A 26326-nucleotide genomic window follows, 5' to 3' on the forward strand; every position below is an offset into this window, starting at 1 on the left:
GGGGTGTGTCCCTTCGAAGGTGTGACGGAGTGGTTCGGCAGGTTCAGGCCCGCTCGCCGCGCCGGAGCACCAGCGCGGAGTTGGAGCCCATCAGCCCGCGGCTGAGCACCAGGGCGGTGCGCAGCACGGCCGGGCGGGCGCGGCCGGTCACCAGGGCGAGGTCGTGGCAGACCTCGGTGACGTTGGGGGTGGGCGGCAGCACGCCGTCCTCCATGGCCAGCACGGCGGCGGCCACGTCCAGCAGCGGGGCGCCGCAGTAGGCCCGTCCGGTGCCGGTCTTGGGCGCGGTGACCGGGACGCGCTCGGCGGCCGGGCCGAGCGCGTCGGCCAGCGCCAGCGCCTCCGCCCGGTCGGCGGCCGGGACGCCGAGGGCGTCCGCGAAGACCACGTCGATCTCCTCGGGCGCGATCCGGGCCTCGTCCAGCGCGATCCGGATCGCGGCGGCCAGCCCCTCGCGGGACTCCTCCCAGCGGGAGGCCCCGGTGAAGGTGGCGCCGTGCCCGGCCAGGTGCGCCCGGACGTTGGCGCCGCGGCGCCGGGCCGTCCGCTCGTCCTCCAGCATCAGCATCGCGCCGCCCTCGGCGGGGGCGAAGCCGCAGGCCCGCGCGGTGAACGGCAGGTAGGCCTCCTCGGCCCGTTCGGCCAGGCTGAGCTCGGGGTAGCCGAGCTGGCAGACCATCGAGTAGGGGGCCAGGGGGGCCTCGGCGGCGCCGACCACCACCGCGTCGGTGCCGCGCTCGATCGAGCGGGCCGCGTGCGCGAGGGCGTCCAGGCCGCCGGCCTCGTCGCTGGCGACGACCCCGCAGGGGCCCTTGTAGCCGCCGCGGATCGAGATCTGGCCGGTGCTGGCCGCGTAGAACCAGGCGATGGACTGGTACGGTCCGACGAACCTCGGTCCCTGGCCCCAGAGTTGCTGGAGTTCACGCTGGCCGAACTCGCCGCCGCCGGAGCCGGCCGCGGTCACCACGCCGACCGCGAAGGGCTGTTCGGGGTCGGGCCGGAAGCCGGCGTCCGCCACCGCCAGGTCGGCGGCGGCCATCGCGTAGTGCGTGAAGCGGTCGGTCTGCACCAGGTAGCGGTTGTCGATCGCCGACTGCGGCTCGAAGTCCCGTACCTGGCCCGCGATCCTGAGCGGCAGCTCGGTGCAGCCCTCGCGGGATATCCGGTCGAGGACGCTCACGCCCTGCCTGGTGGCCTTCCAGAAGGCGTCGGCCCCGACGCCGTTCGGCGCCACCACGCCGAGGCCGGTGACCACCGCCCGGCGGCCCTGCTGACGTGACGTCATGGAACTCACCCCGTTCTGTTGAGCACGACGGCGGACTGGAATCCGCCGAATCCGCTGCCGACCGAGAGGATGTGGCTCAGCGGCAGCTCGCGCGCGGTGCGCGGCACGTAGTCGAGGTCGCACTCCGGGTCCGGAGTCTCGTAGTTGGCGGTCGGCGGCACGACGCCGTGGGCGAGCGCCAGGGTGCAGGCGACGACCTCGATCGCGCCGATCGCGCCGAGCGAGTGGCCGACCATCGACTTGATCGAACTCATCGGGGTCCCGAAGGCGTGCCCGCCCAGCGAGCGCTTGACCGCGGCGGTCTCGTGCCGGTCGTTCTGCTTGGTGCCCGAGCCGTGCGCGTTGACGTAGTCGACGTCGGTGCGGTCGACCCGGGCGTGGGCGAGCGCGTGGTCGATCGCCCGGGACATCTCCAGCCCCTCCTTGGTGAGGCCGGTCATGTGGTAGGCGTTGCCGAAGGTGGCGAAGCCGCCGACCTCGCCGTAGATCCGGGCGCCGCGGCGCCGGGCGTGCTCCAGTTCCTCCAGCACCAGGACGGCGCCGCCCTCGCCGAGGACGAAGCCGTCGCGCTCGGCGTCGAAGGGACGGGAGGCGTGCTGCGGGTCGTCGTTGCGCTCGCTGGTGGCCTTGATGGCGTCGAAGCAGGCGACGGTGATCGGCGAGATCGGGGAGTCGGAGGCGCCGGCGACGCAGATGTCGGCGCGGCCCTCCTCGACCGCCTGGAAGCCGTAGCCGATCGCGTCCAGGCCGGAGGTGCAGCCCGTGGAGACGGTCTGCACCGGGCCGCGGGCGCCGGTCCGCTCGGCCACCGCGGAGGCGAGCGTGCTGGGCGCGAAGGCCCGGTGCAGCTGCGGCTCCGCCTGCCGGTGGTCCACGTCCCAGCGTGCGCCGGCGGAGCTGACCAGGGCGTAGTCGTGTTCCAGTCGGGTGGTGCCGCCGACGGCGGTGCCGAGCGAGACGGCGATCCGCCAGGGGTTCTCGGCGGTGAGGTCCAGGCCGGCGTCGGCGATCGCCTCGTCGGCCGCGACCATCGCGAACTGGACGTAGCGGTCGGCCCGCTGGACGTCCTCCGGGCCCAGCCCGTGGGCCGCCGGGTCGAAGTCGACCTCGGCGGCGATCCGGGAGCGGAACCCGGTGGGGTCGAAGAGCGTGATGCCCCGGGTCGCGGTGCGGCCGGCCGTGAGGAGCTCCCAGAACGCCGGGACGCCGACCCCGCCGGGCGCGACCACACCGATCCCCGTGACGGCGACGCGCCGGGTCACGAGGCCACCTTGGCGTGTTCCGGCGGGCCGGAGGCGGCGGACTCCTCGGTGGTCACGTGGCCGAGATCGGGGCGCGGGGCGAGCGGGCCGAGGTGGAAGACCATCCGAGCCTCGGTGTCGCCGACGTTGCGGAAGCGGTGGCGCATGTTGATCGGGATCATGAGGCCCTGGTCGGCCTTGAGCGGCCGGGTCTCCCCGTCCAGGTCGACCTCCAGCTCGCCGCAGACGACGAACACGAACTCCTCGGAGTACGGGTGGTAGTGCTCGCCGATCCGCTCGCCGGGCCGGACGATCGCCAGGCCCATGAAGCCGCTGGTCGCCCCGCACGTGGTCGGGGTGAGCATGGTGCGGAGCTCGGCGCCGTGGCGGCGGTTCTCCGGAGCCTCGTCGACGTTGACGATCCGTGGGTACTGCGTGGTCATGATGGTCTTCCTCCGTGGAATCGACGTGGAGTTGACGTGGGGTGACGGAGCGTCAGTTGGCGTGGGGGTCGGCGGAGCTGCGGTCGGTGACGGGGTTCATGGCGCGGGCTGCGAGGAAGGCGCCGAGCCCGGTGACGGTGCGCAGGTCGCCCTGCGGGCCGAGGTCGAGCAGCCGGGCCAGCGCGGCCGCCTCCAGGTCGTCCGCCACGCCGAGGGCGGCGGCCGGGTCGGCTTCGGCCGGCACCCGCAGGTCGACCAGGCGCACCACCACGTCCTCGCGCTGGAAGACGGTGCCCGCCGCGACCGGCCCGGTCGGGTCGGCGGTGGCCAGGTTGTCGTGCCGGGCCAGCAGCTCGGCCACGGCCTGCCCGTTGCCCGGGCGGACGGGGTAGAGCACGGCGTGCCGGTGCAGGCGGCCGGAGGCGGGGGAGCCGGCGATCGCCTGGTGCTTGGCGGGCAGCGCGGCCTTGGCGAAGAAGGCGCGGGCGGCCTGCGGGTCGCCCAGTTGGCGGGCCTCCTCCAGGTACGGGTTGATCGCCTCCTCGACGGCCCGCACCTCGGGCTGCATCGCCACGTGCCGCAGGGCGTCGCCCAGGTTGCCGACCACCTCGACGGCCCGCACCACCCGGTTGCCGTGCATGAACAGCGAGGTCCGCTGCAGCCGGGTGTGCTCGTCCACCTCGGCCCGGGGGGAGGCGTAGCCGGACAGGATCCTGGCCACCTCGGGCTCGCTGCCGGGCTTGACGGTGAAGGTCAGCGCGTGGCGGACCACGCCGTCCGGGCCCGGTTCGGCCTTCGGCGGGCCGACGTGGCCGGCCGGTGCGGTGCGCGGCAGGCCGGGCGGCACCTCCATCGGGGCGCGGGTGCCGGTCGAGCCGGCCGCCGAGGTCTCGCGCAGGACGGCGTAGCGCAGCGAGCGGAAGTTGTCGCTGACGCAGCCGTGCATCGGCTTGACCATCTCGCGGTGGGCCGGGCTGTCCACCCACTCCAGGAAGGTCTCCTGGTCCCGCCACTCGCTGGTGATCAGCCACTGGCGCGGGTCGTTGATCGACTGGCACAGCTGGTCGCTGACGTGGCCGGGGACCGAGGCCACCTGGTGGCGCAGCTGCTCGTAGACGTCGAGGAAGCGCTGCTGGGCGCCGTCCTGGATCTCCAGCATCAGCACCACCCGCAACCGGGAGTCGGACTCGTCCTGCTGCTTCGGCTGGGGTTCGGACAGAGTTGTCATGATCCACTTTCTGCTCTGGGTCGCACGCTGCGGGCCGTGTCGGCCGTGTCGGCCGCGCCCGGCGGGTGCTTCCCGGCCTGGGAAGGGCGGTGCGACGGCGGTCGGGCCCGAGCGGTCGGCTCCAGGCCTGAGGTCGATCGTGGGCGGCGCACCGGGCGCGGCGCGAGATTTGCGGGCCATCCGGGCGAAGGGGCGGCACAGCCGGCCTCGGGCGGGGGATGGAAGAGCGGGGCCCCCGGCTGAGCGGGCCCGTCGAGGGCGGCGCCGAGCCCAGTAGCCGGGCCGCGGAATCCCGTTACAGGGCGGAGCAATTGATGAATCCGAAGATCGACGACCGGGTGCCGGTCCTGATCGTGGGCGGCTCGCTGGTCGGGCTGTCGGCCTCGCTCTTCCTGGGCCGACTCGGGGTCAGACACCTGCTGGTCGAGAAGCACGCCGACACCTCGCACCACCCGCGCGGCCGAGGCAACAACGTCCGCACCATGGAGCTGTACCGGGTGGCCGGGATCGAGCCGGCGATCCGCGAGGCGGCCTCGATCCTCGCCCCCAACCACGGCATCCTGCAGGCGCCCTCGCTGACCGGCGCCGAGCAGGAGTGGCTGTTCCGCGAGATCGACCCCGGCGGCCGGCTGGCCCGGTTCAGCCCCAGCTCGTGGTGCCTGTGCAGCCAGAACGACCTGGAGCCGGTGCTGCTGCGGGCGGCCCGCGACCTGGGCGGGGACGTCCGGTTCAGCACCGAGCTGGTCTCCTTCGAGCAGGACGCCGACGGCGTGACCTCGGTGCTGCGCAGCAGGGAGAACGGCGAGGAGCGGGTGGTGCGCTCGGACTTCCTGATCGCGGCGGACGGCCCGCGCAGCCCGGTCCGCGAGCGGCTGGGCATCGGCCAGAGCGGCAAGGGCGAGCTCTTCCACAACGTGAGCATCACCTTCCGCGCCAAGCGGCTGGCCGAGGTGGTCGGCGACCGGCACTTCATCGCCTGTTACCTGACCAACCCGGAGGCGGACGGCGCGCTGCTGCCGGTGGACAACCAGGAGGAGTGGGTCTTCCACGCCCCGTGGCACCCCGAGCACGGCGAGCCGCTGGAGGCCTTCACCGACGAGCGCTGCGAGCGGCACATCCGCACCGCCGTCGGCATGCCGGAGCTGGACGTCGAGGTGACCGGCCGGGCGCCCTGGCACGCCGCCGAGCGGGTGGCCGAGCGGTACGGCGCCGGGCGGGTCTTCCTCGCCGGGGACTCCGCGCACGAGATGTCCCCGACCGGCGCCTTCGGCTCCAACACCGGCATCCAGGACGCCCACAACCTGGCCTGGAAGCTCGCCGCCGTGCTGTGCGGCTGGGCCGGGCCGCGGCTGCTGGAGACGTACGGGCAGGAGCGGCGGCCGGTCGCCCAGGTGACCGGCGAGCGCGCCTCGGCCCGCTCCGCCGAGCACAGCCACCCGGGCTACGCGGTGGTGCCGGGCGTCGGGCGGCAGGCCGGGGTGCTGGCGGTGGCGCTCGGCTACCGCTACCCGGTCGGCGCGGTGGTCGGCACGGACCGGGCGGGCGCCGTCGTCCCCGAGCAGTTCGAAGTGGCGGGTGAGCCGGGCAGCCGGGCCCCGCACCAGTGGCTGCTGCGGGCGGGCGTCAGGCTCTCCACGCTGGACCTGTACGAGCAGGCGATGGTGCTGCTCACCGGCCCCGAGGGCGGCGCCTGGCAGACGGGCGCCCGGAGGGCCGCGGACCGGCTGGCCGTTCCGCTGGACGCCTACCGGATCGGCGACGGCGCCGAGGACGACCTGGCCCCGGAGCCGGGCTCGGACTTCGCCGCCCTGCACGGCATCGGCCCGCAGGGCGCGGTGCTGGTCCGCCCGGACGGCTTCGTCGCCTGGCGCTCGCCCGGCCCGGCGCTGGACCCGGAGGCCGAGCTGGGCACGGTGCTGCGGACGGTGCTGGGCCTCTGAGCACACGCGGAAGGGCCCGCCGGTCGCTCGACCGGCGGGCCCTTCCGCGTCAGTGGGTGGGGTGGGTGGGGGTCAGTGACCGCCCGCGTCCACCACCTCGACGTCGGCGACCTCACGCTCGATCGCCTCGGCCGGCAGGGCCACCCGGATCGCCCAGAAGTAGATGCCCAGGGCGAAGACCGCGACCAGGCCCATGTCGTACCACATCGGGATCCGGCCGGTGCCGTCGCCGAAGCCGCCCTGCCAGGAGATCAGGCCGAGGCCCAGCAGGTAGACCGGCAGCCACTGGGCGGACTTCCAGCTCAGGCGCGGCGCGTTCGGCAGGCCCTTCTTGATCGCGTAGGCCGCGTATCCGCCGAGCAGGAGGTAGCCGAGCACGATGGCCATGCCCAGGCGGGACAGGGTGTGCCAGCCGGACCAGTAGATGATCAGGCTGGAGACCACGAACGCGGCCGGGGAGATGACCGCGCCGAAGGGCAGCCGGTAGGAGCGGTCGTGGTTCGGCAGCCGGCGACGCAGGGCACCGAAGGCGAGCGGGGCGCCGGCGTACATCAGCACGCTGGCGGAGGTGATGAAGCCGACCAGCTCCTGCCAGCTCGGGAAGGGCAGGAAGCAGATCACACCGGTGATGAACGACATGACCAGGCCGAACCACGGCACGCCGTTCTTGTCCAGCTTCTCGAACTTCTGCGGCGCGTAGCCGTTCTTGCTCAGGCCGTAGGAGATGCGGGAGGTGGAGGTGGTGTAGATCAGGCCGGTGCCGCCGGGGGAGACGATGGCGTCGAAGTACAGCACCCAGGAGAGCCAGCCGAGGCCGACCAGGGTGGCGAGGCCGGCGAACGGACCCTCGATGCCCGGGAAGTCGAGCTTGTCCCAGCCGTTGATGAAGGAGCTGACCGGCAGCGAGCCGATGAAGGCGACCTGCAGCAGGACGTAGATCAGGGTGCCGATGGCGACCGAGCCCAGGACGGCGCGGGGGATGTCGCGCTTGGGGTTGCGGCTCTCACCGGAGATCTGGATGGCCTGCTCGAAGCCGAGCAGCGCGAAGATGATGCCGCTGGAGCTGATCGCGGCGAGCACGCCCTTGGCACCGAACGGCGCGAAGCCGTGCGAGGTGAAGTTCGAGGCGTGGAAGTTGGTGATCGACAGCGCCAGGATCGTGAGCAGCGGGACGCCGATCTTGAGCCAGGTCGCGATCGAGTTGGTGGCCGCCAGGACCCGCACACCGAGGAAGTTGACCGCGACGAAGACGCCCATCAGCAGCACCGCGACGATGAAGCCGCTGGTGGTGAGGGTGCCGTTCGCGTTGAGGAAGCTCTTGGCGAACTGCCAGTGGCCCGCGTAGCCGATCATCGCCTCGACCTCGATCGGGGCGACGGTCGCGGCCTGGAGCCAGGAGAACCAGCCGAAGGACATGCCGGCCAGGCCACCGAAGGCGTAGTGCGGGTAGCGCGCGGTGCCACCGGCGACCGGGAACATTCCGCCGAGCTCGGCGTGCACGAAGGCGAGCAGCACGATCGCGACTGCGCCGATGCCCCAGGAGAGGAGGGCCGCCGGTCCGGCGGCGACGACGGCGTTCTTGGCGCCGAACAGCCAGCCGGAGCCGATGATCGAGCCGACCGAGGCCCACATGAGGCCGATGAGGCCAACGTGGCGCTTGAGCGACCGGGTGGTGGTGCCGGATTCGGCGCCGGTGCTCTGTCCGGGCGGCGAGATCTGGTTGAGGGAAGCCATGGGCGATCTCTCTGTGTGTGGGGGCTCCGCATGGGCGGAGCGCGGAGAGTTGCCACACAGTAGGGCTATTCATAGACCTCTGCACAGATTTCATTACTGAATGTTTACTTTCTTTGCCGGATATCCGTGCTGGTAGGAGGCATTCTGTTCAGTTGTCTGTTACGTTACCTGTGGGTAAGTCCGGGATCTGAGCAGCGATTGAGGTTTGGGCTGCGAACCTGCAATATTGACGCCTCGGGCGATTCATGGAATTGAAGATCTCCGCATAGTGATGCGCCGGGGTTGTTGATCTTCGCCGAATCTGGTGCCCCGCAAGGGTGTTGACTGTCCGTCAGCTCGGCGGCTCCCCCTTCGCTCCCGCCGTCGGCCACTCGGGCGGGCGTCCAGTGGTCGCCCGGGGCGCGCGGCCGTGCTGGGGTGGTCCGCATGAACCGCTCACGCCTGGCCCGGTTGGCCGCCGCGACCGCCTCCGTCCTCCTGCTCGCCGCCACCGCCACCGGCACCGCGGCCGCCGCCGCCACTGCTCGGGCGGTGGCGACCGGGCTCCGGGACGTCACCTCCGAGCAGTGCCGGGGCGCGGGCGGGCACGTCGAGGGCAGCGGTTACTGCGTCGACGCGTTCGGTGACGACGCCTGGGGCCAGCCCGTCGACGGCCAGGCGATCAACCCGGACCCCCGCCCCGGCGAGGAGTGAGCCACCTCACGTCCCTCACGGGACCGGCCGCAGGGTGACCGGGGCCGGGGTGAGGGTGCGCAGGACCAGGTCGATGTGGACCCTGGCGGCGCCCGCGCGGTAAAGGGCCGCGGAGATCGTCCGTAACTCCTCCGGACCGGTGCAGACGAGCCGGAGCTCCAGGTCGGCCTCGCCGGCCAGGGCGAGGCCGCTCCGGACGGCCGGGAACTCGGCCGCGATCCGGTCGAAGTCGAGCGCGACCGGGCCGTGGCTGACCCGGGCGATCGCGTGCAGCGGTCGGCCCGGCCGCAGGTGGGCCTCGGCGTCCGGCCCGGCCGGCCCGGCCGGCCCGGCCGGGACGAGCCGGAGCGGGGCCGTCACCGGTGCTGGAGCAGTGCGGTCGGGGCCGGGGCGGCCGGCGTGGCGGGGGCGGTGACGGGCGGGGCGACCAGCCTCGGGTCCAGCACCAGGACGTCCACGCCGAGCGGGGCGGTGAGGGCGCGCAGGGCGGGCTCGCCGAGCTCGGTGTGGGGGTGGCCCGGCCCGAGGAGTGCGGCGAGGGCCTCGGGGCTGGAGAATCCGACCGCACAGCGGCGGCCGTCGCGCAGGCGGAAGAGGCGGAGTGCGGTGCTGCTGCCGGGGCCGGAGGTGGTGACCGGTACGTGCCAGACGACGCGGGCCATGCGAACGCTCCCGAAGGGGGTGGTGGTGCCTGCCGGAACTGCTTCCTCGACGCTAGGGCGGCCGACCCCGGGCGGCCCCGGTCCTGACGCAGCGTTGACCGAATGAGGTGGTGCGTTGACGCACTCCTGACGTTCGACTCACCCGGGTGGACCACACCGGTGATCGGGGCTGCTCCGTTTGCCTCGCGTCCCGGCTCGGACCACCGTGGATCGTGTCGCTCGTCACGGCCGCCGGACGCCTCCGGGGAGACCGGCGCGCACTCCGGGGCGGGGGGAGGTGGAGCGAGGGGCCCGTGACGAGATATCTTGACGTCAAGACGTTGGAGACGTGAAGCGGAGTACCGATGACTGACTCGACCATCATCTATACGCACACCGACGAGGCTCCGGCCCTGGCGACCTACTCGTTCCTGCCGGTGGTCCAGGCGTACGCCTCGACCGCGGGTGTGCGGGTGGAGACCCGCGACATCTCCCTGGCCGGGCGGATCATCGCGAGCTTCCCGGAGCGTCTGACCGAGGCCCAGCGGATCGGCGACGCCCTCGCCGAGCTGGGCGAGCTGGCCAAGACCCCCGGTGCCAACATCATCAAGCTGCCGAACATCTCGGCCTCCGTGCCGCAGCTGAAGGCCGCCGTCGCCGAGCTGCAGGCCCAGGGCTACGCCCTGCCGGACTACCCGGACGACCCGCAGACCGACGAGGACAAGGACGTCCGCGCCCGTTACGACAAGGTCAAGGGCAGCGCCGTCAACCCGGTCCTGCGCGAGGGCAACTCGGACCGCCGCGCCCCGCAGTCGGTCAAGAACTACGCCAAGACCCACCCGCACCGCATGGGTGCCTGGACCGCCGAGTCCAAGACCAACGTCGCCACCATGGGCGAGAACGACTTCCGCTCCACCGAGAAGTCCGCCGTGGTCGAGGCCGACGGCGCCCTGCGCATCGAGCTGGTCGCCGAGGACGGCACCACCACCGTGCTGCGCGAGAAGGTGCCGGTGCTGGCCGGCGAGGTCGTCGACGCCTCCGTGATGCGCGCCGCCGCCCTGAACACCTTCCTGGCCGCCCAGGTCGCCCGCGCCAAGGCCGAGGGCGTGCTGTTCTCGGTGCACCTCAAGGCCACCATGATGAAGGTCTCCGACCCGATCGTCTTCGGCCACGTCGTGCGCGCCTTCTTCCCGAAGACCTTCGCCGCCCACGGTGCCACGCTCGCCGCCGCCGGTCTGAACCCGAACAATGGCCTCGGCGGCATCCTCGCCGGCCTGGACGCCCTGGCGAACGGCGCCGAGATCAAGGCCTCCTTCGAGGCCGAGCTGGCCGAGGGCCCGGCCCTGGCCATGGTCGACTCCGACAAGGGCATCACCAACCTGCACGTGCCGAGCGACGTCATCGTCGACGCCTCGATGCCGGCCATGATCCGCACCTCCGGCCACATGTGGGGCCCGGACGGCCAGGAGGCCGACACCCTCGCCGTGCTGCCCGACAGCAGCTACTCCGGCGTGTACCAGGCCGTCATCGACGACTGCCGCGCCAACGGTGCCCTCGACCCGGCCACCATCGGCTCGGTGCCGAACGTCGGCCTGATGGCGCAGAAGGCCGAGGAGTACGGCTCCCACGACAAGACCTTCGAGATCGAGGCCGCCGGCACCGTCCGCCTGGTCGACGCCGAGGGCAACGTGGTGCTGGAGCAGGCCGTCCAGCCGGGCGACATCTTCCGCGCCTGCCAGACCAAGGACCTGCCGATCCAGGACTGGGTCAAGCTGGCCGTCACCCGCGCCCGCGCCACCGGCGACCCGGCCGTGTTCTGGCTGGACGAGACCCGCGCCCACGACGCGGTGCTGATCGAGAAGGTCAAGACCTACCTGCCGGAGCACGACACCACCGGCCTGCAGATCGAGATCAAGTCCCCGGTCGAGGCCACCAAGTTCTCGCTGGAGCGCATCCGCCGCGGCGAGAACACCATCTCGGTGACCGGCAACGTGCTGCGTGACTACCTGACCGACCTGTTCCCGATCCTGGAGCTGGGCACCAGCGCCAAGATGCTGTCGGTCGTTCCGCTGATGGCGGGCGGCGGCCTGTTCGAGACCGGCGCCGGCGGCTCCGCCCCGAAGCACGTCCAGCAGCTGGTCAAGGAGAACTACCTGCGCTGGGACAGCCTGGGCGAGTTCTTCGCGCTGGCGGCCAGCTTCGAGCACCTGGCCAGCAGCACCGGCAACGCCCGCGCCCAGGTGCTGGCCGACACCCTGGACCGCGCCACCGGTACCTTCCTCAACGAGGACAAGTCGCCGAGCCGCCGCCTCGGTGGCATCGACAACCGCGGCAGCCACTTCTACCTGGCCACCTACTGGGCCCAGGAGCTGGCCAAGCAGACCGCCGACGCCGAGCTGGCCGAGGCCTTCGCAGGCCTGGCCAAGACGCTCACCGAGCAGGAGCAGGCCATCGTGGAGGAGCTGATCGCCGTGCAGGGTTCGGCGGTCGACCTCGGCGGCTACTACCAGCCGGACCCGGCCAAGGCCGCGGCCGTGATGCGCCCCTCGAAGACCTTCAACGAGGCGCTCGCCAACCTCGGCTGAACCGGGCCGGGCCGCACCGGGCGCGAGCCCGGACCGAGCCCAGCCGAGCCGAACCACCGGGAGGCCCCCGGGTCCGTGCCAGCGGACCCGGGGGCCTCCCCGCGTCTCCCGGGCCGCGGGCGGGCTCCCCGGTCGGCTCCCGGCCCGGTCCGGAGGCACGTGGGGGTGGGGCTCAGATCCGGCCGAACACGGCCAGTGCGGTACCGACGGCCTCCCGGAGGAGCAGGTACGGGCCGTGCGCCAGCGGGCCGTCCGCCCCGAGCACCTCCGCGGGGGCGCCGGCCCGGCGGGCGGCGAGCGCGGAGCGGACGGTGTGGAAGCCGCTGGTGACCACGGTGCACCGGTAGCCGGGCCGCTCCGAGGCCATCAGGGCGGCGCTGAAGCGGAGGTTCTCGGTGGTGTTCGCGGCCCGCTCCTCGCGCCGGATCCGCTCGGCCGGGACGCCGCGGTCGATCAGGTAGCGGGCCATCGCGGCGGCCTCGGTGCACTGCTCGTGCGGACCCTTGCCGCCGGTCACCACGACCAGCGGGGCGTACCCCGCGGCCTCCTCGGCGGCGAGCCGGGCCAGCGCGGCGTCCAGCCGGCCCGCCAGCGTGCGGCCGGGCTCGCAGCCGTCCAACGCGGCGCCCAGGACGACCAGGTAGTCGGAGCCGACCGGCGCGGGCCGACGGCGCCGGTACAGCAGCGCGAAGCCGAGGAAGCCGAGCAGCCAGAGCAGGGCGTACCCGCAGAGCAGGGCGGCGACGATCAGCAGGACGTGCATACCCGTTCGAACGCGTTCGGCGGAACCACCGTTCCGGCGCCGCCCCCGGCACCGGCCCCGGCACCCGCCCCGGGCGCCGCTCCGGAACGGCGGAACCCCCGCTCCGGAGACGGAACGGGGGTTCTCGGGACCAGGGGGATCCGGAGCGGGGCCGGCGCCGGGCTCAGCCCGCCTCGGCGGCAGGAACCGCGGGTGCGGCGGGAGCAGCGGGAGCGGCCGGGGCGGGCCGGGCGGCGCCCGCCCCGGGGCGCCGGTCGTTCCGGTGCAGCGAGGCCAGGTAGGCGTTGTACGCCTCCAGCTCGGCGTCGCCCGAGCGGTCCTCGGCGCGGTCGCGGCGGCGGGCCTGCCGCTGTTCGGAGCCCATCCACTGGTACACCAGGGCGATCAGCACGATCGCGGTCGGGATCTCGCCGAAGGCCCAGGTGATGCCGCCCGCCAGCTTCTGGTCCTCCAGCAGGTTCGTCCCGGGCGGGGAGCCCTCCACGGTGAAGGTGGTGACCAGCGGGTGGGCGGCCATCATCACCGCCACGCCGAAGAAGGCGTGGAACGGCATCCCCATGAACAGCTCGATGATCCGCATCACGTGGCCGGGCCGGTGCGGGCCCGGGTCCACGCCCATGATCGGCCAGAAGAAGGCCAGACCGGTGAACAGGAAGTGCACCATCATGAAGATGTGCCCGAGGCGGTACTGCATCAGGAAGTCGAACGCCGGGGTGAAGTAGACCCCGTACAGGCTCGCGATGAACATCGGGATGGTGAACGCCGGGTGCGAGACGATCCGGACGTACCGGCTGTGCAGCAGCGCCACCAGCAGCTCGCGCGGCCCGCGCGGGCGGCCCTTGCCGGCCGGGCGCAGGGCGCGCAGCGCCAGCGTGATCGGGGCGCCCAGCAGCAGCAGGATCGGCGTCAGCATGGAGAGCACCATGTGCTGGATCATGTGCGCGCTGAACAGCACCATCCCGTAGTCGTTCAGCCCGCTGCAGGTCACCAGCAGCAGGGTGCCGACGCCGGCCGCCCAGCCGACCATCCGGCCGATCGGCCAGCGGTCGCCGCGCCGGTACAGCCGGACCACGCCCGCCGCGTAGAGCCCCAGGACGACCAGGCCGGCGATCAGGAACACCCAGTCCGGGGACCAGGTCCACACATTCGAGAAGGTGAACGGTCCTAGCTGGGTCATCCCGCCGTGGTGGTGCATCCCTGACATTCCGTCGCCCATCGGCGGGTCCTGCTTTCCGTCCTCGTGGTCCCTGGTGCGGGTCCGGTTCGCCCGTTTTGCTTGGCACACACAGCCTAGGCGGGCCTTACCTCGGGCCGTCCCCCGCCCCCTCCGTACGGGTGGCGGCCCCGCCCGGCGGCCGGCTGGCTAGACTGATCGGCCGGTCGGCAGGGAGGGGCCCGGACATGGCGACACGATCACGAACGACGGAACCGCGTACGGCGACGGAACCGCGTACGGCGGCGGAACGGGGCGCCGCCGAGGCGACCACGGTCGCGCTGACCGGGGCGACCGGCTTCATCGGCTCCGGGGTCCTGGCGGCCCTCACGGCGCGCGGCGTACGGGTCCGCGCACTGGCCCGCAGGGTGCCGGAGGCCGCCGACCCGGGCACCACCTGGGTGCCGGGCGACCTCGCCGACGGGGCGGCGCTCGCGAAGCTCTGCGAGGGCGCCGACGCGCTGGTGCACCTGGCCTCCCGGGTCTCCGGCGGCACCGAGGAGTGCGAGGCGGCGAACGTCCGCGGCACGGCCGCCGTGATGGCGGCCGGCACCGGCGCCGGGGTCCGCCGGATCGTCCACCTCTCCACGGCGGCGGTGTACGGCGAGGGCCCGCACGCGGGCATCGCGGTGGACGGGGTGACGCCCGCCCCGCTGTCCGAGGCCAGCCGCACCCGGCTGCTCGGCGAGCGCCACGCCCTGGACGCGGGCGCGCACGTGCTGCGCCCCGGGCTGGTCACCGGGACGGGCGACCGCTGGGTGGTGCCCGCACTGGCCGAGCTGGTCCGCCGGGTTCCGGTCCGCTGGGACGGCGGCGAGGCCCGGCTCTCGGTCGTGGACCGCACCGACCTGGCCCGGCTGATCACCGTGCTGGCCCTGGACGACCACGCCGCCCCGCCCGGCGTCCACCACGCCTCCCACCCCGACCCGGTCCGCGCCGGCGACCTGCTCGCCGGCCTGGCCGCGCTCGGCCTGCTGCCCGCCCTGGACGGCCCGGACGTGCCGGACGTCCCGTGGGACGAGTGCTGCCGGCTGCTGGCCGCCGCGCCCGGCCGGGTCTCCGAGCGCCAGTTCTCCCTGGTCGCCCGCGACCACTGGTACCGCAGCGAGGAGATCTGGCAGCTGGCCGCCTGCCCGCCCGGCCCCGGCCCGCTCGCCCGCCTCCCCGAGGCCGCCGCGTGGTACCGCTCGGCGCTCGCGCCGTGACGCCTCGATGAAGACCGAGACGGCCGCGGGCTCGGCGGGCAAGGCCGGCAGCCGTCTGGCCTGCGTCGACGCGGCCTTCCGAGCCGCCGCCCGGCCCGACCCGGTCGGACGCCGGTGCCCGCGCACACCGGCGTCCGACCGCCCGTCAGGCGGTCCGCCGCCCGGCCGGGACCAGCGTGTTCTCGCTGCGCCGCCCGGCGGCGAAGTCGTCCACGTTGCGGGCGGTGGCGTCGATGATCTGGCCGACGGCGGTGCGGGTGAAGTAGGCCTGGTGGCTGGTGACCAGCACCTGCGGGAAGGTGACCAGCCGGGCGAGGACGTCGTCGGTGATGCCGTGGATGGAGCGGTCGGTGAAGAAGACGCCGGTCTCCTCCTCGTACACGTCCAGGCCGACGCCCGACAGGCGTCCGGCGCGCAGCGTCTCGACCAGGGCGGCGCTGTCGATCAGGCCGCCGCGGCTGGAGTTGACGAGGATCGCGTCGTCCTTCATCCGGGCCAGCGCGGCCGCGTCGATCAGGTGGTGGGTGGCCGGCAGCAGGGGCACGTGCAGGCTCACCAGGTCGGCGCGGGTGAGGAGTTCGGGAAGTTCGGTGTACCGCATGCCGAGTTCGCGGCAGGCCGGGTTCTCGGCGATGTCCCAGCCGAGCAGCTCGGTGCCGAAGCCGGCGGCGATCCGGGCGAAGCACTCGCCGATCTTGCCGGTGCCGATGACGCCGACGGTCATCCCGTGGACGTCCCGTCCGAGCAGGCCGTCGAGGCGGAAGTCGAACTCGCGGGTGCGGTTGGCGGCCCGGGTGAGGCGGCGGTTGACGGCCAGGGCGAGCGCCCAGGCGTGCTCGGCGACGGAGTTCGGGCTGTAGTGGGACACCCGGGCGACGGTGAGGCCGAGTTCGGCGGCGGCGTTCAGGTCGATGTTGTTGAAGCCGGTGGAGCGCTGGGCGATCAGCTTGGTGCCGCCGTCGGCCAGCGCCGCGAGCGTTTCGGCGTCCAGGACGGCGTTGACGCTGCTGCTGACGACCGGGTAGCCGGCGGCCAGCGGCGCGGTGTCCCGGTTCAGGAACACGTCCAGGCAGCGCAGCCCGTGCCGGCCCGCGAAGGCGGCCTCCAGCAGCGGCCGTTCGTCGGCCTGCACCCCGTACGCGAGGATGTCCATGTGCGGTCCCTCCGGTCGGCTCCCGCGCCCGGGTCTGCGGCCGGGCCGGGTCTGCGGCCACGCTAGCGGGCGGGGCGCGCGGACGCCCGCCGGGTGCGCGAAGGCCCCCGGAACCCGCCGTGGCGGTTCCGGGGGCCTTCGCGGGGCCGGCGGTCAGATGACCGTCTCGGCCTCCAGGTAGCGCTCCTGCGGGACGGTCTTCAGCTCGGCGACGGCCTCGGCGAGCGGCACCAGGTTGATGTTGGTGCCCTGCAGCGCGGTGATGTGCCCGAACGCGCCCTTGTGGACGGCCTCGACGGCGTGCCAGCCGAAGCGGGTGGCGAGCACCCGGTCGTAGGCGGTCGGGGTGCCGCCGCGCTGGGTGTGGCCGAGGATGACCGGACGGGCCTCCTTGCCGAGGCGGTGCTCCAGCTCGCGGGAGAGCTGGGTGGCGATGCCGGTGAAGCGCTCGTGGCCGTAGATGTCCTTGCTGCCCTCTTCCCAGTGCATGGTGCCGGGCTCGGGCTTGGCGCCCTCGGCGCAGACCACGATGGCGAACTTCTTCTGGCGGTCGAAGCGCTCGCGGACGACGGCGGTGAGCTTCTCGATGTGGAACGCGCGCTCGGGGACGACGATGGCGTGCGCACCGGCCGCCATGCCCGCGTTGAGCGCGATCCAGCCGGTGTGCCGGCCCATGACCTCGACGACCATGACCCGCTGGTGGGACTCGGCGGTGGTCTTCAGCCGGTCCAGCGCCTCGGTGGCGACCGAGACGGCGGTGTCGAAGCCGAAGGTCACGTCGGTGGCGGCGATGTCGTTGTCGATCGTCTTCGGCACGCCGACGATCGGCAGGCCCGCGTCGCTCATCAGCTTGGCGGCCTTGAGGGTGCCCTCGCCGCCGATCGGGATGACCGCGTCCAGGCCGAGGTCCGAGCAGTACTTCTTGGCGCGCTCGACGCCGTCCCGCAGGTGGCTGGGCTGGACCCGGGAGGAACCGAGGATGGTGCCGCCCTGGGCCAGGATGCCGCTCACCGAGTCCAGGGTCAGGGGGCGGTGGTGGCCCTCCAGGAACCCGCGCCAGCCGTCCTCGAACCCGATGATCTCGTCGCCGTGGTCGACCACCCCACGGTGCACCACGGAACGGATCACCGCGTTCAGGCCGGGGCAGTCACCGCCGCTGGTCAGCACTCCGATACGCATTAGCTTTGCAACTCCCGAGCAGAACCGAGGTACGGCCGGACTACAGGCTGGGACGACGAGCCGTCACCACGACGGGGCGCTCCCGCACCGCGCTGGCGGGGAGGTGGCCGTGGGGTGAAGGACCGGGCGATCCGGACAGAACGTCCTGAACCGACCGTGATGTCGAGCATACGGCCCCTGGTCCGGCCGGGCAGGAGCCGACGCGGGAGCGGCGCCGTCGGCGCCCCCGCGCGGAAGTGCAGCCTGCTGCCGAGGAGGGTGTGCAGTAGGCAGCCCCATTGTCGTACGTCCGGGGCCGCCCGCGGGCCGGGTGACCGCATCGCGGGCACCCGGCCGGGGCGTACCGGCGTACTACGCGGGGCGCGTGGCCGCGGCGATGCGCTCGGCGCGCAACGCGTCGTACCAGGTGGTGTCGGCCGGCGGCAGGGCGTTGACGTCCAGCGCCAGCTTGATCAGCATGTCGGCCACGGCGGGGTTGCGGGCCAGCACCGGGCCGTGCAGGTAGGTGCCGAAGACGGTGTCCCGCCAGGCGCCCTCGGAGCCGTCACCGGTGCCGTTGCCCCGGCCGACGGAGACGGTGGCGAAGGGCTGGACGCCCTGGCCGAGGTGGGTGACGCCCTGGTGGTTCTCGAAGCCGGTCAGCTGCGGCAGGCCGAGGCGGGGGTCGACGTCGGCGAGCACGTCGCCGACGCAGCGGGCGCCCTCGCCGCGCTGGGTCCAGACGTCGAGCAGGCCCAGACCCGGCTCCCGCTCGCCGAGGTCGTTGATGAACTCGTGGCCCATGATCTGGAAACCGGCGCAGACGCCGAAGATGATCGCGCCGTTCTCGGCGGCCCGCACCAGGCCGCTGTCGGCGCGCAGCCGCTCGGCGGCCAGGCGCTGCGGGCGGTCCTCGCCGCCGCCGATCAGGTAGATGTCCCCGCTGGTGGGGATCGCCTGGTCGGAGCGGACGTCGATCCGGGTCACGTTGAGGTGGCGCTGGCGGGCCCGGCGCTCCACGACCAGGGCGTTGCCGCGGTCGCCGTAGGTGCTGAGCAGGTCCGGGTAGACCCAGACCACGCGCAGGCTGCTCTCACTCATCCTCGAAGGCCTTCCGTCACGTAAAGACTGGTGTGCGGGCGCGGCATCAGCCGGCCACGACCTTCCGCAGCTGCTGGAAGGCGGTGTAGTTGGCGATGGCCTCGATCCGGCCGGGCGGGGCCATCCGGACGGCCTGCTCCAGGGTGTCCACCACGTGGAACTGCAGCCCGGCGACCTCCAGGCGGACGGCCAGGTCCAGCTTGCGCTGGCCCATCACGAAGACCGGGTGCCCGGCGAGGCGCTCGTAGTCGACGTCCCACAGCCAGGAGGTGTCGGTGCCGTCGGCGTCGAGGGCGTTGACGGAGAGGATCACCGGGGCCGGCGGGCCGTCGATCAGCGAGAAGGTCTCCAGCCAGCCGGCCGGGTTCTTCGCCAGCAGCAGCCGGATGTCCCGGCCCTGGTACTGGACCACGTCGTAGCGGCCGGCCACGGCGGTCACCGAGCGCATCCGCTCCAGGGCGACCTGCGGGGAGACGCCGAACACGGCGGCCACGGCGGCCGAGCTGGTGGCGTTGGCCAGGTTGGCCCGGCCGGGCAGCTGCAACTGGATCGGCCAGGCGCCGCGCTGGGGGTCGATCACGTGGGTGCCCTGGAGCGCCCAGTGCGGGTTGGGGCGGCGGAAGCCGCACTCCTGGCAGAACCAGTCGTCGCCGGGGCGCTGCATCACACCGCCGCAGGCGGGGCAGGACCAGGCGTCCTCCTTCCAGGCCTGTCCGGCGGCCACCCAGACCACCTTCTTGCAGGAGGAGGCGGCCCAGGTGACCAGCGGGTCGTCGGCGTTGGCGATGACCACGGCCTCGGTGTCCTGCAGACCCTCGCGCCACTTCTCGGCCATCATCCGGGTCTCGGCGGCGCGGTCGAGCTGGTCGCGGGAGAGGTTGAGCAGGGCGATCGCCTTGGGACGGGTGTCGCGGGCGACCGTCGCCAGGTACTTCTCGTCGACCTCGATCACGCCGAAGCGGGCCTCCGTGCCGCCCGCCAGGGCGGAGGTGATGCCGGCCGGCATGTTGGCGCCGAGGGCGTTGGAGACGACCGGGCCGGCGGCGCGCAGCGCCTCGGCGATCAGTCGGGTGGTGGTGGTCTTGCCGTTGGTCGCGCTGACCAGGACGACGTCGAGGTGGTCGGCGAGGGTGGCGAGCAGGTCGGGGTCGAGCTTGAGGGCGACCTTGCCGCCGATCACCGAGCCGCTCCCGCGTCCGGCCTTGCGCGACACGGCGGCGGCGACCCGGCCGGCCGTGACCGCGATCTTGGCGCGGGCCGGCAGCGAGGCGTCGCGTGCGCCTGTGGGCTCCGATTCGGTGCCTGCCATGCTCAGTGGTTCCTCCTTGCTGCGGCACCGCCCTGGACCGGACAACGGGCCGTCGGGCGGCGGGGACGGGGGTCAGCCTACCGACTCCGTCGCCCGACCGGACGATCCGGACCCCGCGCCGCCTGCTGCGACACGCCTACCGGGGCTGCTGACGGCCCGTCAAGGAGAGCCGTGTACGGACGGAGTCTCTGCCGCTTCAAGACGCCCACCGGCTCCGCCGGGTTCCCGGGACGCTCCGGTAAGGATCTGGTGAAGAAATGATCAGAGGCCCGGTCAGGGGGTGCAGACGGCCGGATCCCCGGCACCCAGGACGGCGGTGATCACCAGGGTGCCGTCCTCGGCCCGGACGTCCAGCGGCGCCTCCAGCCGGCGCATCGCGGCGATCAGCCCGGTGTTGGCGGCGTGGGTCACCGCGTACGCCGTCCCGATCCCGGCCGCCCGGGCCGTCGCCGACAGCCGCCGCAGCAGCGCCACGCCCAGCCCGCGACGCTGCCAGGCGTCCTCGACCAGCACGGCCAGCTCCGCCTCGTCGTCGTCCCACATCAGGTGCCCGAGGGCGACGATCCGGCCGTCCGGGGCGGTCACCGCGAGGCTGCGGCCGTGCCGGGGGTCCAGCAGGTGGTCGAGGTAGCGGTCGGCGTCGCGGACCGGGCCGTGGTAGCGCAGGCGCAGCGCGGCGGGGGAGCAGCGGCCGTGCATCGCCAGGGCCGCGGCCTTGTCGGCCGGGTCGGCGGGGCGCAGCAGAAGCTCGGTCCCGTCCGCCAGGGACAGCCGGGACGGGGCCTCCGGGGCCCGGTCGGTCGGACCGTGGTGGGGGTGCGGCTGCGGCTGCGGGCGCGTCGGCTGGTGCGGGTGCTGCCGGGCGACCCGGGACGGGCCCTCGGTGAGCGTGGGCGGGCGGCCGGCCTGACCGTCGGGCACCGCGCACCTGCGGTCCGACCTGCGGAAGGGTCGGTGCCAGAGCCGTTCGGGTCGAGTGCGCGATGCCGTCATGGGGGCGACGCTACCTACGCTTCGCTTCCGTTCGGTTACGTGATCGTGAACGCCCGAATGCCCGGGACGCGCCCGGGACCGGCCGGAGCGGGGACCGGGACCGCCCGGTCCGGGGCCGGGACGGAGCCGGCACAGGTCCAGACCGCTGCCTCAGGCGGGCGGGACAGCGGGCGGCCGACGGTGGATCCGTGCCCGGCGCTCCTGGAGAGCAGGCCGCCGGGATCCCTTCCCCCCGAGTACCGAAGGCACTTCCCATGCGCAACACCCCGTCCGCCTCCGCCTCCGTCACCGCCACCACCGCCACCTCCGCCGTCCCGCACGCCCGCCGCGCTCCGGTCGGCACCGCGCTCACCGCCCTGCTCGACCGCCAGGCGCGCATCCGGCCGGACGCCCCGGCCGTGATCGGCGAGGGCCGCGGCCTCACCTTCCCGGAGCTGTCCGGGACGGCCCGCCGACTGGCCGCCGAGCTGCGCCGCCTGGGCGCCGGCCCCGACACCTGCGTCGGCCTGTACGTCGAGCCGTCGGTGGAGCTGGTCGCCGGGGCCTGGGGCGTCCTGTACGCCGGGGCCGGCTACCTGCCGCTGTCGCCCGAGTACCCCGAGGACCGGCTCCGCTACATGATCGAGGACAGCGGCACCCGGATCGTGCTCACCCAGGAGCACCTGCGCGGGCGGCTGGCCGCGCTCGCCCCGGCCGGGACCGCGATCGTCACCGTCGAGGGCGCCCCGGCGGGCCGTGCGGCGGCTGCGGAAGCCGTAGGCGTGGAGACCGCCGTCGAGGACGCCGCCGTCGAGGACGCCGCCCGGCCGGAGTCGCTGGCCTACGTCATCTACACCTCCGGCTCCACCGGCCGCCCCAAGGGCGTGATGATCGAGCACCGGGCGGTGGTCTCCCAGCTGCGCTGGATGCGCGACGCCGGGCACCTCGACCCCGGGGCCACCGTGCTGCAGAAGACCCCGATGAGCTTCGACGCCGCCCAGTGGGAGATCCTCGCCCCGGCCGTCGGCGCCCGCGTGGTGGCCGGCACGCCCGGCCTCTACCGCGACCCGGAGGCGCTGGTCGCCACCGTGCGGCGGCACGGCGTCACCGCGCTGCAGTGCGTGCCCACCCTGCTCCAGGCGCTGCTGGACACCGAGGGCTTCACCGACTGCACCAGCCTGGCCCGGCTGTTCTCCGGCGGCGAGGCGCTGTCCCGGCGGCTCGCCCGCAACCTGGGCCGGGCGCTGCCCGGCGTGTCGCTGGTCAACCTGTACGGTCCGACCGAGTGCACCATCAACGCCACCGCCCACGTGGTCGACCCGGCCGAGCTGGGCGACGGCGCCGGTTCGGTGCCGATCGGCCGGCCGGTCGCCGACACCCAGTGCTACATCCTGGACGAGCAGCTGGTGCCGGTCGACGCCGACGGCGTCGGCGAGCTCTACATCGGCGGCGTGCAGCTGGCCCGCGGCTACCTGCACCGGCCGGAGCTGACCGAGGAGCGGTTCGTCCCCTCCCCGTTCGCCCGGGGCGAGCGGCTGTACCGCACCGGCGACCTCGCCCAGTGGAACCCGGACGGCACCATCCAGTTCGCCGGCCGGGTCGACAACCAGGTCAAGCTGCGCGGCTACCGGGTCGAGCTGGACGAGATCGCCCGCGCGATCGAGGAGCACACCTGGGTGCGCCGCTCGGCCGCGATCGTCACCGGGGACGACCGCACCGGCCACCGGAACCTGGTCGCCTGCGTCGAACTCAACCCGCGCGAGGCCGCCCTGATGGACCAGGGCAACCACGGCGGCCACCACCAGTCCAAGGCCAGCAAGCTGCAGGTCAAGGCGCAGCTCTCCGACCCGGGCGTGCGCGAGCCGGCCCGGCTCGCCGGCCGCGAACGGGTCGAGCTGCCCGGGCGGCGGGAGAGCGAGGCGCAGCGCCGGGAGACCTTCGCCCGCAAGACCTACCGCTTCTACGACGGCGGCCCGGTCACCCGTGAGGACCTCGCCGCGCTGCTCGCCCCGGGCCCGGCCGGCGCCTTCGGCCGGGACCTGGAACTGCTGAGCTTCCCCGAACTCGGCCGCGTCCTGCGGTGGTTCGGCCAGTTCCACAGCGAGGAGCGGCTGCTGCCCAAGTACGCGTACGCCTCGCCGGGCGCGCTCTACGCCACCCAGCTGTACCTGGAGACCGGCGGCCTGGACGGGCTCGCGGCCGGGCTGTACTACTACCACCCGGTCGAGCACGGCCTGGTGCGGATCGGTCCCGCCGAGGCCCGCGAGGAGGCGTACCTGACGCTGCACTTCTCCGGGAAGCACGGCGCCATCGAGCCGGTGTACAAGAACAACATCCGCGAGGTGCTGGAGTTCGAGACCGGCCACATGCTCGGCGTCTTCGAGGAGGTGCTGCCCGAGTACGGGCTGGACGTGCGCCCGCTCGGCCTCGACCCGCAGGCCAAGGAGCGGCTGGACGTCGCCGAGGAGGACCACTACCTGGGCGGCTTCGCGGTCGTCCGCAACGACGGCACGGCCCGCGCCGACCGCACCGAGTTGTACCTCCAGGCCCACGAGGGCCGGGTGGACGGCCTGCCGGGCGGTCTCTACCGGTACGCCGACGGCGAGTTGGCGCGGATCTCGGACGCGGTGGTGGAGTCCCGGCACGTGATAGCGATCAACCAGTCCGTCTACGCCCGTGCCGCGTTCGGCATCACCGCCGTGAGCCGCGCCGAGGAGGAGTGGCTGGAGTACATCGCGCTCGGCACCAGGCTGCACCACCTGCAGCGCAACGGCGTGGGCCTGGGCTTCATGTCCTCCGGCTACAGCTCCAGGTCCGGCCACCCGCTGCCCGCCGCCCGCCGCATCGACGAGATCCTGGCCGGCCGCGGCATCGCCGGCGGCGCGTCGTACTTCTTCCTCGGCGGCAAGGTGAGCGAGGAGCAGATCCGCAGCGAGGGCATGCAGGAGGACGCCGTCCACATGAAGGGACCGGCCGAGATCATCAAGGACGAACTGGCCAACCTGCTGCCCGACTACATGCTGCCCAACCGGGTGCTGATCGTGGACGCCATGCCGCTCACCGCGAACGGCAAGGTCGACCTCAAGGCGCTCGCCGCGTCCGACGCCGTCCGCACGGCGGACGTCCGCGGCGAGTACGTCGCCCCGGGCACCGAGCACGAGCGGTGGCTGGCCGAGGCCTGGGGGCAGGCGCTGAAGTACGAGGACGTCTCGGTGGCGGACGAGTTCTTCGCCGTCGGCGGCAACTCGCTGATCGCCGTGGCCCTGGTCAACCGGATCAACCGCGAGTTCGGCGTCGCCCTGCCGCTGCAGGTGCTGTTCGAGTGCCCCCGGCTGGGCGACCTGGCCGCGCGGATCGAGCGGGCCCGCGGGTCGGACGGCGCGGCGGACGGCGGGGCGTCCGCCGGCGGAGCGAGTTCCCGGCTGATCCCGCTGCACCCGGGCGAGTCCGGCCGGCCGGTGTTCTGCTGGCCCGGGCTGGGCGGCTACCCGATGAACCTGCGCCTGCTCGGCCGGGAGGCGAGCGACGGCCGCGCCTTCTACGGCATCCAGGCGCGCGGCATCAACGAGGGCGAGACGCCGTACCCGACCATCCGGGAGATGGCCGCCGCCGACGTCGCCGAACTGCGCCGGGTGCAGCCCGAGGGCCCGTACACCCTGTGGGGCTTCTCGTTCGGCGCCCGGGTCGCCTTCGAGGCCGCCTGGCAGCTGGAACAGGCCGGTCAGCGGGTGGAGAACCTGCTGCTGATCTGCCCCGGCAACCCGGAGGTGCGCCGGGACGACGGCCACCGGTGGGGCCGCGAGGCCTCGTACGCCAACCCCGCGTACGTGACCATCCTGTTCGGGGTGTTCACCGGCCGGATCAGCGGCCCCGAGCTGGCCCGCTGCCTGGCCGAGACGGCGGACGAGGACGGCTTCGTCGCCTCCGTGCGCCGGGTGCTGCCGGAGCTGGACGAGGAGCTGATCCGCCGGATCACCGGAATCGTCGGCGAGACCTACGAGTTCGAGTACAGCTTCCGTGAGCTGGCCGAGCGCCGGCTGGACGCCCCGGTGACCGTCTTCAAGGCCGCCGGCGACGACTACTCCTTCATCGAGGGCAGCAGCGGCTACTCCGCGGCCCCGCCCGCCGTGGTCGACCTGGCCGGGGACCACTACGGGGTGCTGAAGGAGCACGGCGTCGGCGAACTCGTCGCGGCGATCCGGGCGCTGGAGCGGACGGGCGACACCCGCTGAGGCGGACACGCTCACGGATGGCCCAGGATCCGCGAGCGGGGGAGCCCCTTCGGATAGGGATGGCTCGGCTTTCCGCCGATCCCACCTCGACCCGAAGGGGCTCCCCGTGTTCTCCAAGTCCTTCGCACCGGCCACGGCCTGTGCCGCCCTGCTGCTGGCCGTACCGCTCGCCTTCGCCCAGTCGGCCGCCGCGGCCGACAACAGCCACAACGGCCCCAAGACCCCGCAGGAGGCCGCCGCCTGCAAGGCCGTCACCGGCACCCTGCTCGGCGGCTTCGGCTCCATGCTCGGCAACGCCCTGTGCGTCGTGCAGCCGGCCGACAAGGGCTGAGCGGCGCACGACCCGTCAGCGCACGGGCCCTCCCCGCAAGGAGCGTCCGTGCGCTGACGTGGCATCCGGCGCCATGACGTTCGACGGACTCGCCGCGCGCAGGCCGGCCGTCCGCGCCGCGGTCGAGGCGAAGGCCGGGGACCGAGCCCCGGTGCCGGGCCCGCCCCGGACTGTCAGGGCGTGCCGTCCAGCCGGGAGACCTGGTAGTGGGCGATGGCCCAGCCCCGCTCGGTGCGGCGCAGCAGGACGCCGAGCTTGACGGCGACGGTGGGTCGGTCGGTGAAGGAGAAGTCGACGCCCAGGTAGCCGAGGACGAGGTCGTCGGCCGGGCGCCTGGTCTCCAGGACGCGGTAGTCGGCGGTCATGCCGAGGGGCTGCGCGTCGTAGTAGGCGGCGATGCCGGGGCGTCCGACGCTGTACGGGTGCAGGCCCTGGAAGATCGCGTCCTCGGTGAAGAGGTCGGCGACCCGCTCGGGCCGGTGCCGGTCGACGTCGGCCTTCCAGCTGTCGAGGACGCTGCGCAGGATCGTTTCGTCGGCCTCGGTGGTGTGCTGCATGGCGGGTGCTCCCGGGGTGTGCGGCGGGGGAACGGCGCCCGGTGCTCGTCCGGCTGCCTACCGGGAGGATGCCGCCGCGGGGGAGTGCCCCGCCTCCCGGCGGGCGCAGGGCCGCCCGATGTCGGTTCCGGATTCGTCCGACCGGCCCACCGGGGGCCGACCCGTCGTGGCGGCGGGCCGGGGCCGGGCCGACGATGAGGGGGCGGGGGCCGGGGCGAGAAGGGAGCAGGGCCGTGCAGGAGTTCCTGGTCGAGATCACCACCGCCATCCCCGAGGGCACCGCCGAGGAGGAGGTCGACCGGCGGCGGGCCGCCGAGGCCGTCCGGGCCCGCGAGCTGGCCGCCGACGGCCGGCTGGCGCGGCTGTGGCGCCCGGTCGGCGAGCGGCGCAGCATCGGCGTCTGGCGGGCGGCCGACGAGACGGAGCTGCGGGCGGAGGTGCTGGGCAGCCTCCCGCTGTGGCCGTGGATGACCGCCGTGGTGACGCCGCTCGAACCGCACCCCAACGACCCCGGCCCGGCCTGAGGCCCGGGCCCGGCGCCC

Annotated in this window: 22 protein-coding genes; 7 read left to right on the forward strand and 15 right to left on the reverse strand. The window is 73.7% G+C overall.

Features of this window, described 5'->3' with window-relative positions:
- Nucleotides 1-43: 43 nt before the first annotated feature.
- Genes ACZ7KX_RS16860 through ACZ7KX_RS16875 form a run of 4 tightly spaced genes read right to left on the reverse strand, consistent with a single transcriptional unit; the run spans nucleotide 44 to nucleotide 4197 of the window.
- Entirely contained in the window at nucleotides 44-1285 is a 1242-nt protein-coding gene (locus tag ACZ7KX_RS16860) for a beta-ketoacyl synthase N-terminal-like domain-containing protein (protein WP_470327073.1), read from the reverse strand.
- A gap of 5 nt (nucleotides 1286-1290) precedes the next feature.
- Nucleotides 1291-2547, reverse strand: coding sequence for a beta-ketoacyl-[acyl-carrier-protein] synthase family protein (locus tag ACZ7KX_RS16865; RefSeq protein WP_470327074.1), 1257 nt, complete (start codon nucleotides 2545-2547; stop codon nucleotides 1291-1293).
- Entirely contained in the window at nucleotides 2544-2969 is a 426-nt protein-coding gene (locus ACZ7KX_RS16870; RefSeq protein WP_350520168.1) for a cupin domain-containing protein, read from the reverse strand. Before ACZ7KX_RS16870 ends, ACZ7KX_RS16865 begins: the two co-directional genes overlap by 4 nt.
- Before the next feature lie 52 nt (nucleotides 2970-3021).
- Nucleotides 3022-4197 (reverse strand): SchA/CurD-like domain-containing protein, encoded by a 1176-nt coding sequence (locus ACZ7KX_RS16875; protein WP_470327075.1) that lies wholly within the window; start codon nucleotides 4195-4197, stop codon nucleotides 3022-3024.
- A 314-nt stretch (nucleotides 4198-4511) separates the two neighbouring features.
- Here ACZ7KX_RS16875 and ACZ7KX_RS16880 point away from each other — a divergent pair, with 314 nt between their 5' ends.
- Nucleotides 4512-6137: an FAD-dependent oxidoreductase gene (locus tag ACZ7KX_RS16880; protein WP_470327076.1), complete on the forward strand. Its 1626-nt coding sequence runs from the start codon at nucleotides 4512-4514 to the stop codon at nucleotides 6135-6137.
- Nucleotides 6138-6209: 72 nt separating this feature from the next.
- Here ACZ7KX_RS16880 and ACZ7KX_RS16885 read toward each other — a convergent pair whose 3' ends face one another.
- Nucleotides 6210-7871 carry an APC family permease gene (locus tag ACZ7KX_RS16885; protein ID WP_470327077.1) on the reverse strand — a complete coding sequence of 554 codons (1662 nt, stop codon included), beginning with the start codon at nucleotides 7869-7871 and terminating at the stop codon, nucleotides 6210-6212.
- 426 nt (nucleotides 7872-8297) lie between these two features.
- On the opposite strand from ACZ7KX_RS16885, the gene ACZ7KX_RS16890 reads away from it, so the two are divergent.
- Nucleotides 8298-8564: a hypothetical protein gene (locus ACZ7KX_RS16890; protein WP_470327078.1), complete on the forward strand. Its 267-nt coding sequence runs from the start codon at nucleotides 8298-8300 to the stop codon at nucleotides 8562-8564.
- 15 nt (nucleotides 8565-8579) lie between these two features.
- Here ACZ7KX_RS16890 and ACZ7KX_RS16895 read toward each other — a convergent pair whose 3' ends face one another.
- Together ACZ7KX_RS16895 and ACZ7KX_RS16900 are read right to left on the reverse strand one after the other, a co-directional pair.
- Entirely contained in the window at nucleotides 8580-8924 is a 345-nt protein-coding gene (locus ACZ7KX_RS16895; protein ID WP_470327079.1) for a hypothetical protein, read from the reverse strand.
- Nucleotides 8921-9226: an SAV_915 family protein gene (locus tag ACZ7KX_RS16900; RefSeq protein WP_470327080.1), complete on the reverse strand. Its 306-nt coding sequence runs from the start codon at nucleotides 9224-9226 to the stop codon at nucleotides 8921-8923. The genes ACZ7KX_RS16895 and ACZ7KX_RS16900 overlap by 4 nt, the downstream gene beginning before the upstream one ends.
- A 344-nt stretch (nucleotides 9227-9570) precedes the next feature.
- Here ACZ7KX_RS16900 and ACZ7KX_RS16905 point away from each other — a divergent pair, with 344 nt between their 5' ends.
- On the forward strand, nucleotides 9571-11790 hold the full coding sequence (locus ACZ7KX_RS16905) for an NADP-dependent isocitrate dehydrogenase (protein WP_470327081.1): 2220 nt from the start codon (nucleotides 9571-9573) through the stop codon (nucleotides 11788-11790).
- 172 nt (nucleotides 11791-11962) lie between these two features.
- Here ACZ7KX_RS16905 and ACZ7KX_RS16910 read toward each other — a convergent pair whose 3' ends face one another.
- Together ACZ7KX_RS16910 and ACZ7KX_RS16915 are read right to left on the reverse strand one after the other, a co-directional pair.
- Nucleotides 11963-12553 carry a YdcF family protein gene (locus ACZ7KX_RS16910; protein WP_350520160.1) on the reverse strand — a complete coding sequence of 197 codons (591 nt, stop codon included), beginning with the start codon at nucleotides 12551-12553 and terminating at the stop codon, nucleotides 11963-11965.
- Nucleotides 12554-12716: 163 nt separating this feature from the next.
- Entirely contained in the window at nucleotides 12717-13748 is a 1032-nt protein-coding gene (locus ACZ7KX_RS16915; protein ID WP_470327263.1) for a cytochrome c oxidase assembly protein, read from the reverse strand.
- A gap of 206 nt (nucleotides 13749-13954) precedes the next feature.
- On the opposite strand from ACZ7KX_RS16915, the gene ACZ7KX_RS16920 reads away from it, so the two are divergent.
- Nucleotides 13955-14971, forward strand: a complete 1017-nt coding sequence (locus tag ACZ7KX_RS16920) for an NAD-dependent epimerase/dehydratase family protein (protein WP_470327082.1) — start codon at nucleotides 13955-13957, stop codon at nucleotides 14969-14971.
- Between the two features lie 145 nt (nucleotides 14972-15116).
- Here the strand turns inward: ACZ7KX_RS16920 and ACZ7KX_RS16925 are convergent, their stop codons facing one another.
- The 5 genes from ACZ7KX_RS16925 to ACZ7KX_RS16945 all read right to left on the reverse strand — a co-directional run bounded on the left by ACZ7KX_RS16925 (nucleotide 15117) and on the right by ACZ7KX_RS16945 (nucleotide 20613).
- Nucleotides 15117-16124, reverse strand: coding sequence for a 2-hydroxyacid dehydrogenase (locus ACZ7KX_RS16925; RefSeq protein WP_470327083.1), 1008 nt, complete (start codon nucleotides 16122-16124; stop codon nucleotides 15117-15119).
- 153 nt (nucleotides 16125-16277) lie between these two features.
- Nucleotides 16278-17303: a 6-phosphofructokinase gene (locus ACZ7KX_RS16930; RefSeq protein WP_350520156.1), complete on the reverse strand. Its 1026-nt coding sequence runs from the start codon at nucleotides 17301-17303 to the stop codon at nucleotides 16278-16280.
- 351 nt (nucleotides 17304-17654) lie between these two features.
- Entirely contained in the window at nucleotides 17655-18383 is a 729-nt protein-coding gene (locus tag ACZ7KX_RS16935) for a type 1 glutamine amidotransferase (RefSeq protein ID WP_350520155.1), read from the reverse strand.
- Nucleotides 18384-18429: 46 nt separating this feature from the next.
- Complete coding sequence (locus ACZ7KX_RS16940; RefSeq protein ID WP_360267817.1) at nucleotides 18430-19692, reverse strand: MurT ligase domain-containing protein; 1263 nt, start codon at nucleotides 19690-19692, stop codon at nucleotides 18430-18432.
- Nucleotides 19693-19965: 273 nt separating this feature from the next.
- Nucleotides 19966-20613, reverse strand: a complete 648-nt coding sequence (locus ACZ7KX_RS16945; protein ID WP_470327084.1) for a GNAT family N-acetyltransferase — start codon at nucleotides 20611-20613, stop codon at nucleotides 19966-19968.
- Nucleotides 20614-20939: 326 nt separating this feature from the next.
- On the opposite strand from ACZ7KX_RS16945, the gene ACZ7KX_RS16950 reads away from it, so the two are divergent.
- Complete coding sequence (locus ACZ7KX_RS16950; protein WP_470327085.1) at nucleotides 20940-24896, forward strand: non-ribosomal peptide synthetase family protein; 3957 nt, start codon at nucleotides 20940-20942, stop codon at nucleotides 24894-24896.
- 106 nt (nucleotides 24897-25002) lie between these two features.
- A complete protein-coding gene (locus ACZ7KX_RS16955) occupies nucleotides 25003-25227 on the forward strand; it encodes a hypothetical protein (RefSeq protein ID WP_470327086.1) in 225 nt (74 codons plus the stop codon).
- Nucleotides 25228-25400: 173 nt separating this feature from the next.
- On the opposite strand, the gene ACZ7KX_RS16960 is transcribed toward ACZ7KX_RS16955, so the two are convergent.
- The gene (locus ACZ7KX_RS16960; protein WP_470327087.1) at nucleotides 25401-25784 is read right to left on the reverse strand and encodes a nuclear transport factor 2 family protein; all 384 of its coding nucleotides are present in this window, start codon (nucleotides 25782-25784) and stop codon (nucleotides 25401-25403) included.
- Nucleotides 25785-26017: 233 nt separating this feature from the next.
- On the opposite strand from ACZ7KX_RS16960, the gene ACZ7KX_RS16965 reads away from it, so the two are divergent.
- On the forward strand, nucleotides 26018-26308 hold the full coding sequence (locus ACZ7KX_RS16965; RefSeq protein WP_350520149.1) for a muconolactone Delta-isomerase family protein: 291 nt from the start codon (nucleotides 26018-26020) through the stop codon (nucleotides 26306-26308).
- The last annotated feature ends 18 nt before the right edge of the window (nucleotides 26309-26326 follow it).

It is taken from the genome of Kitasatospora sp. NPDC038210 (genome assembly GCF_055600605.1).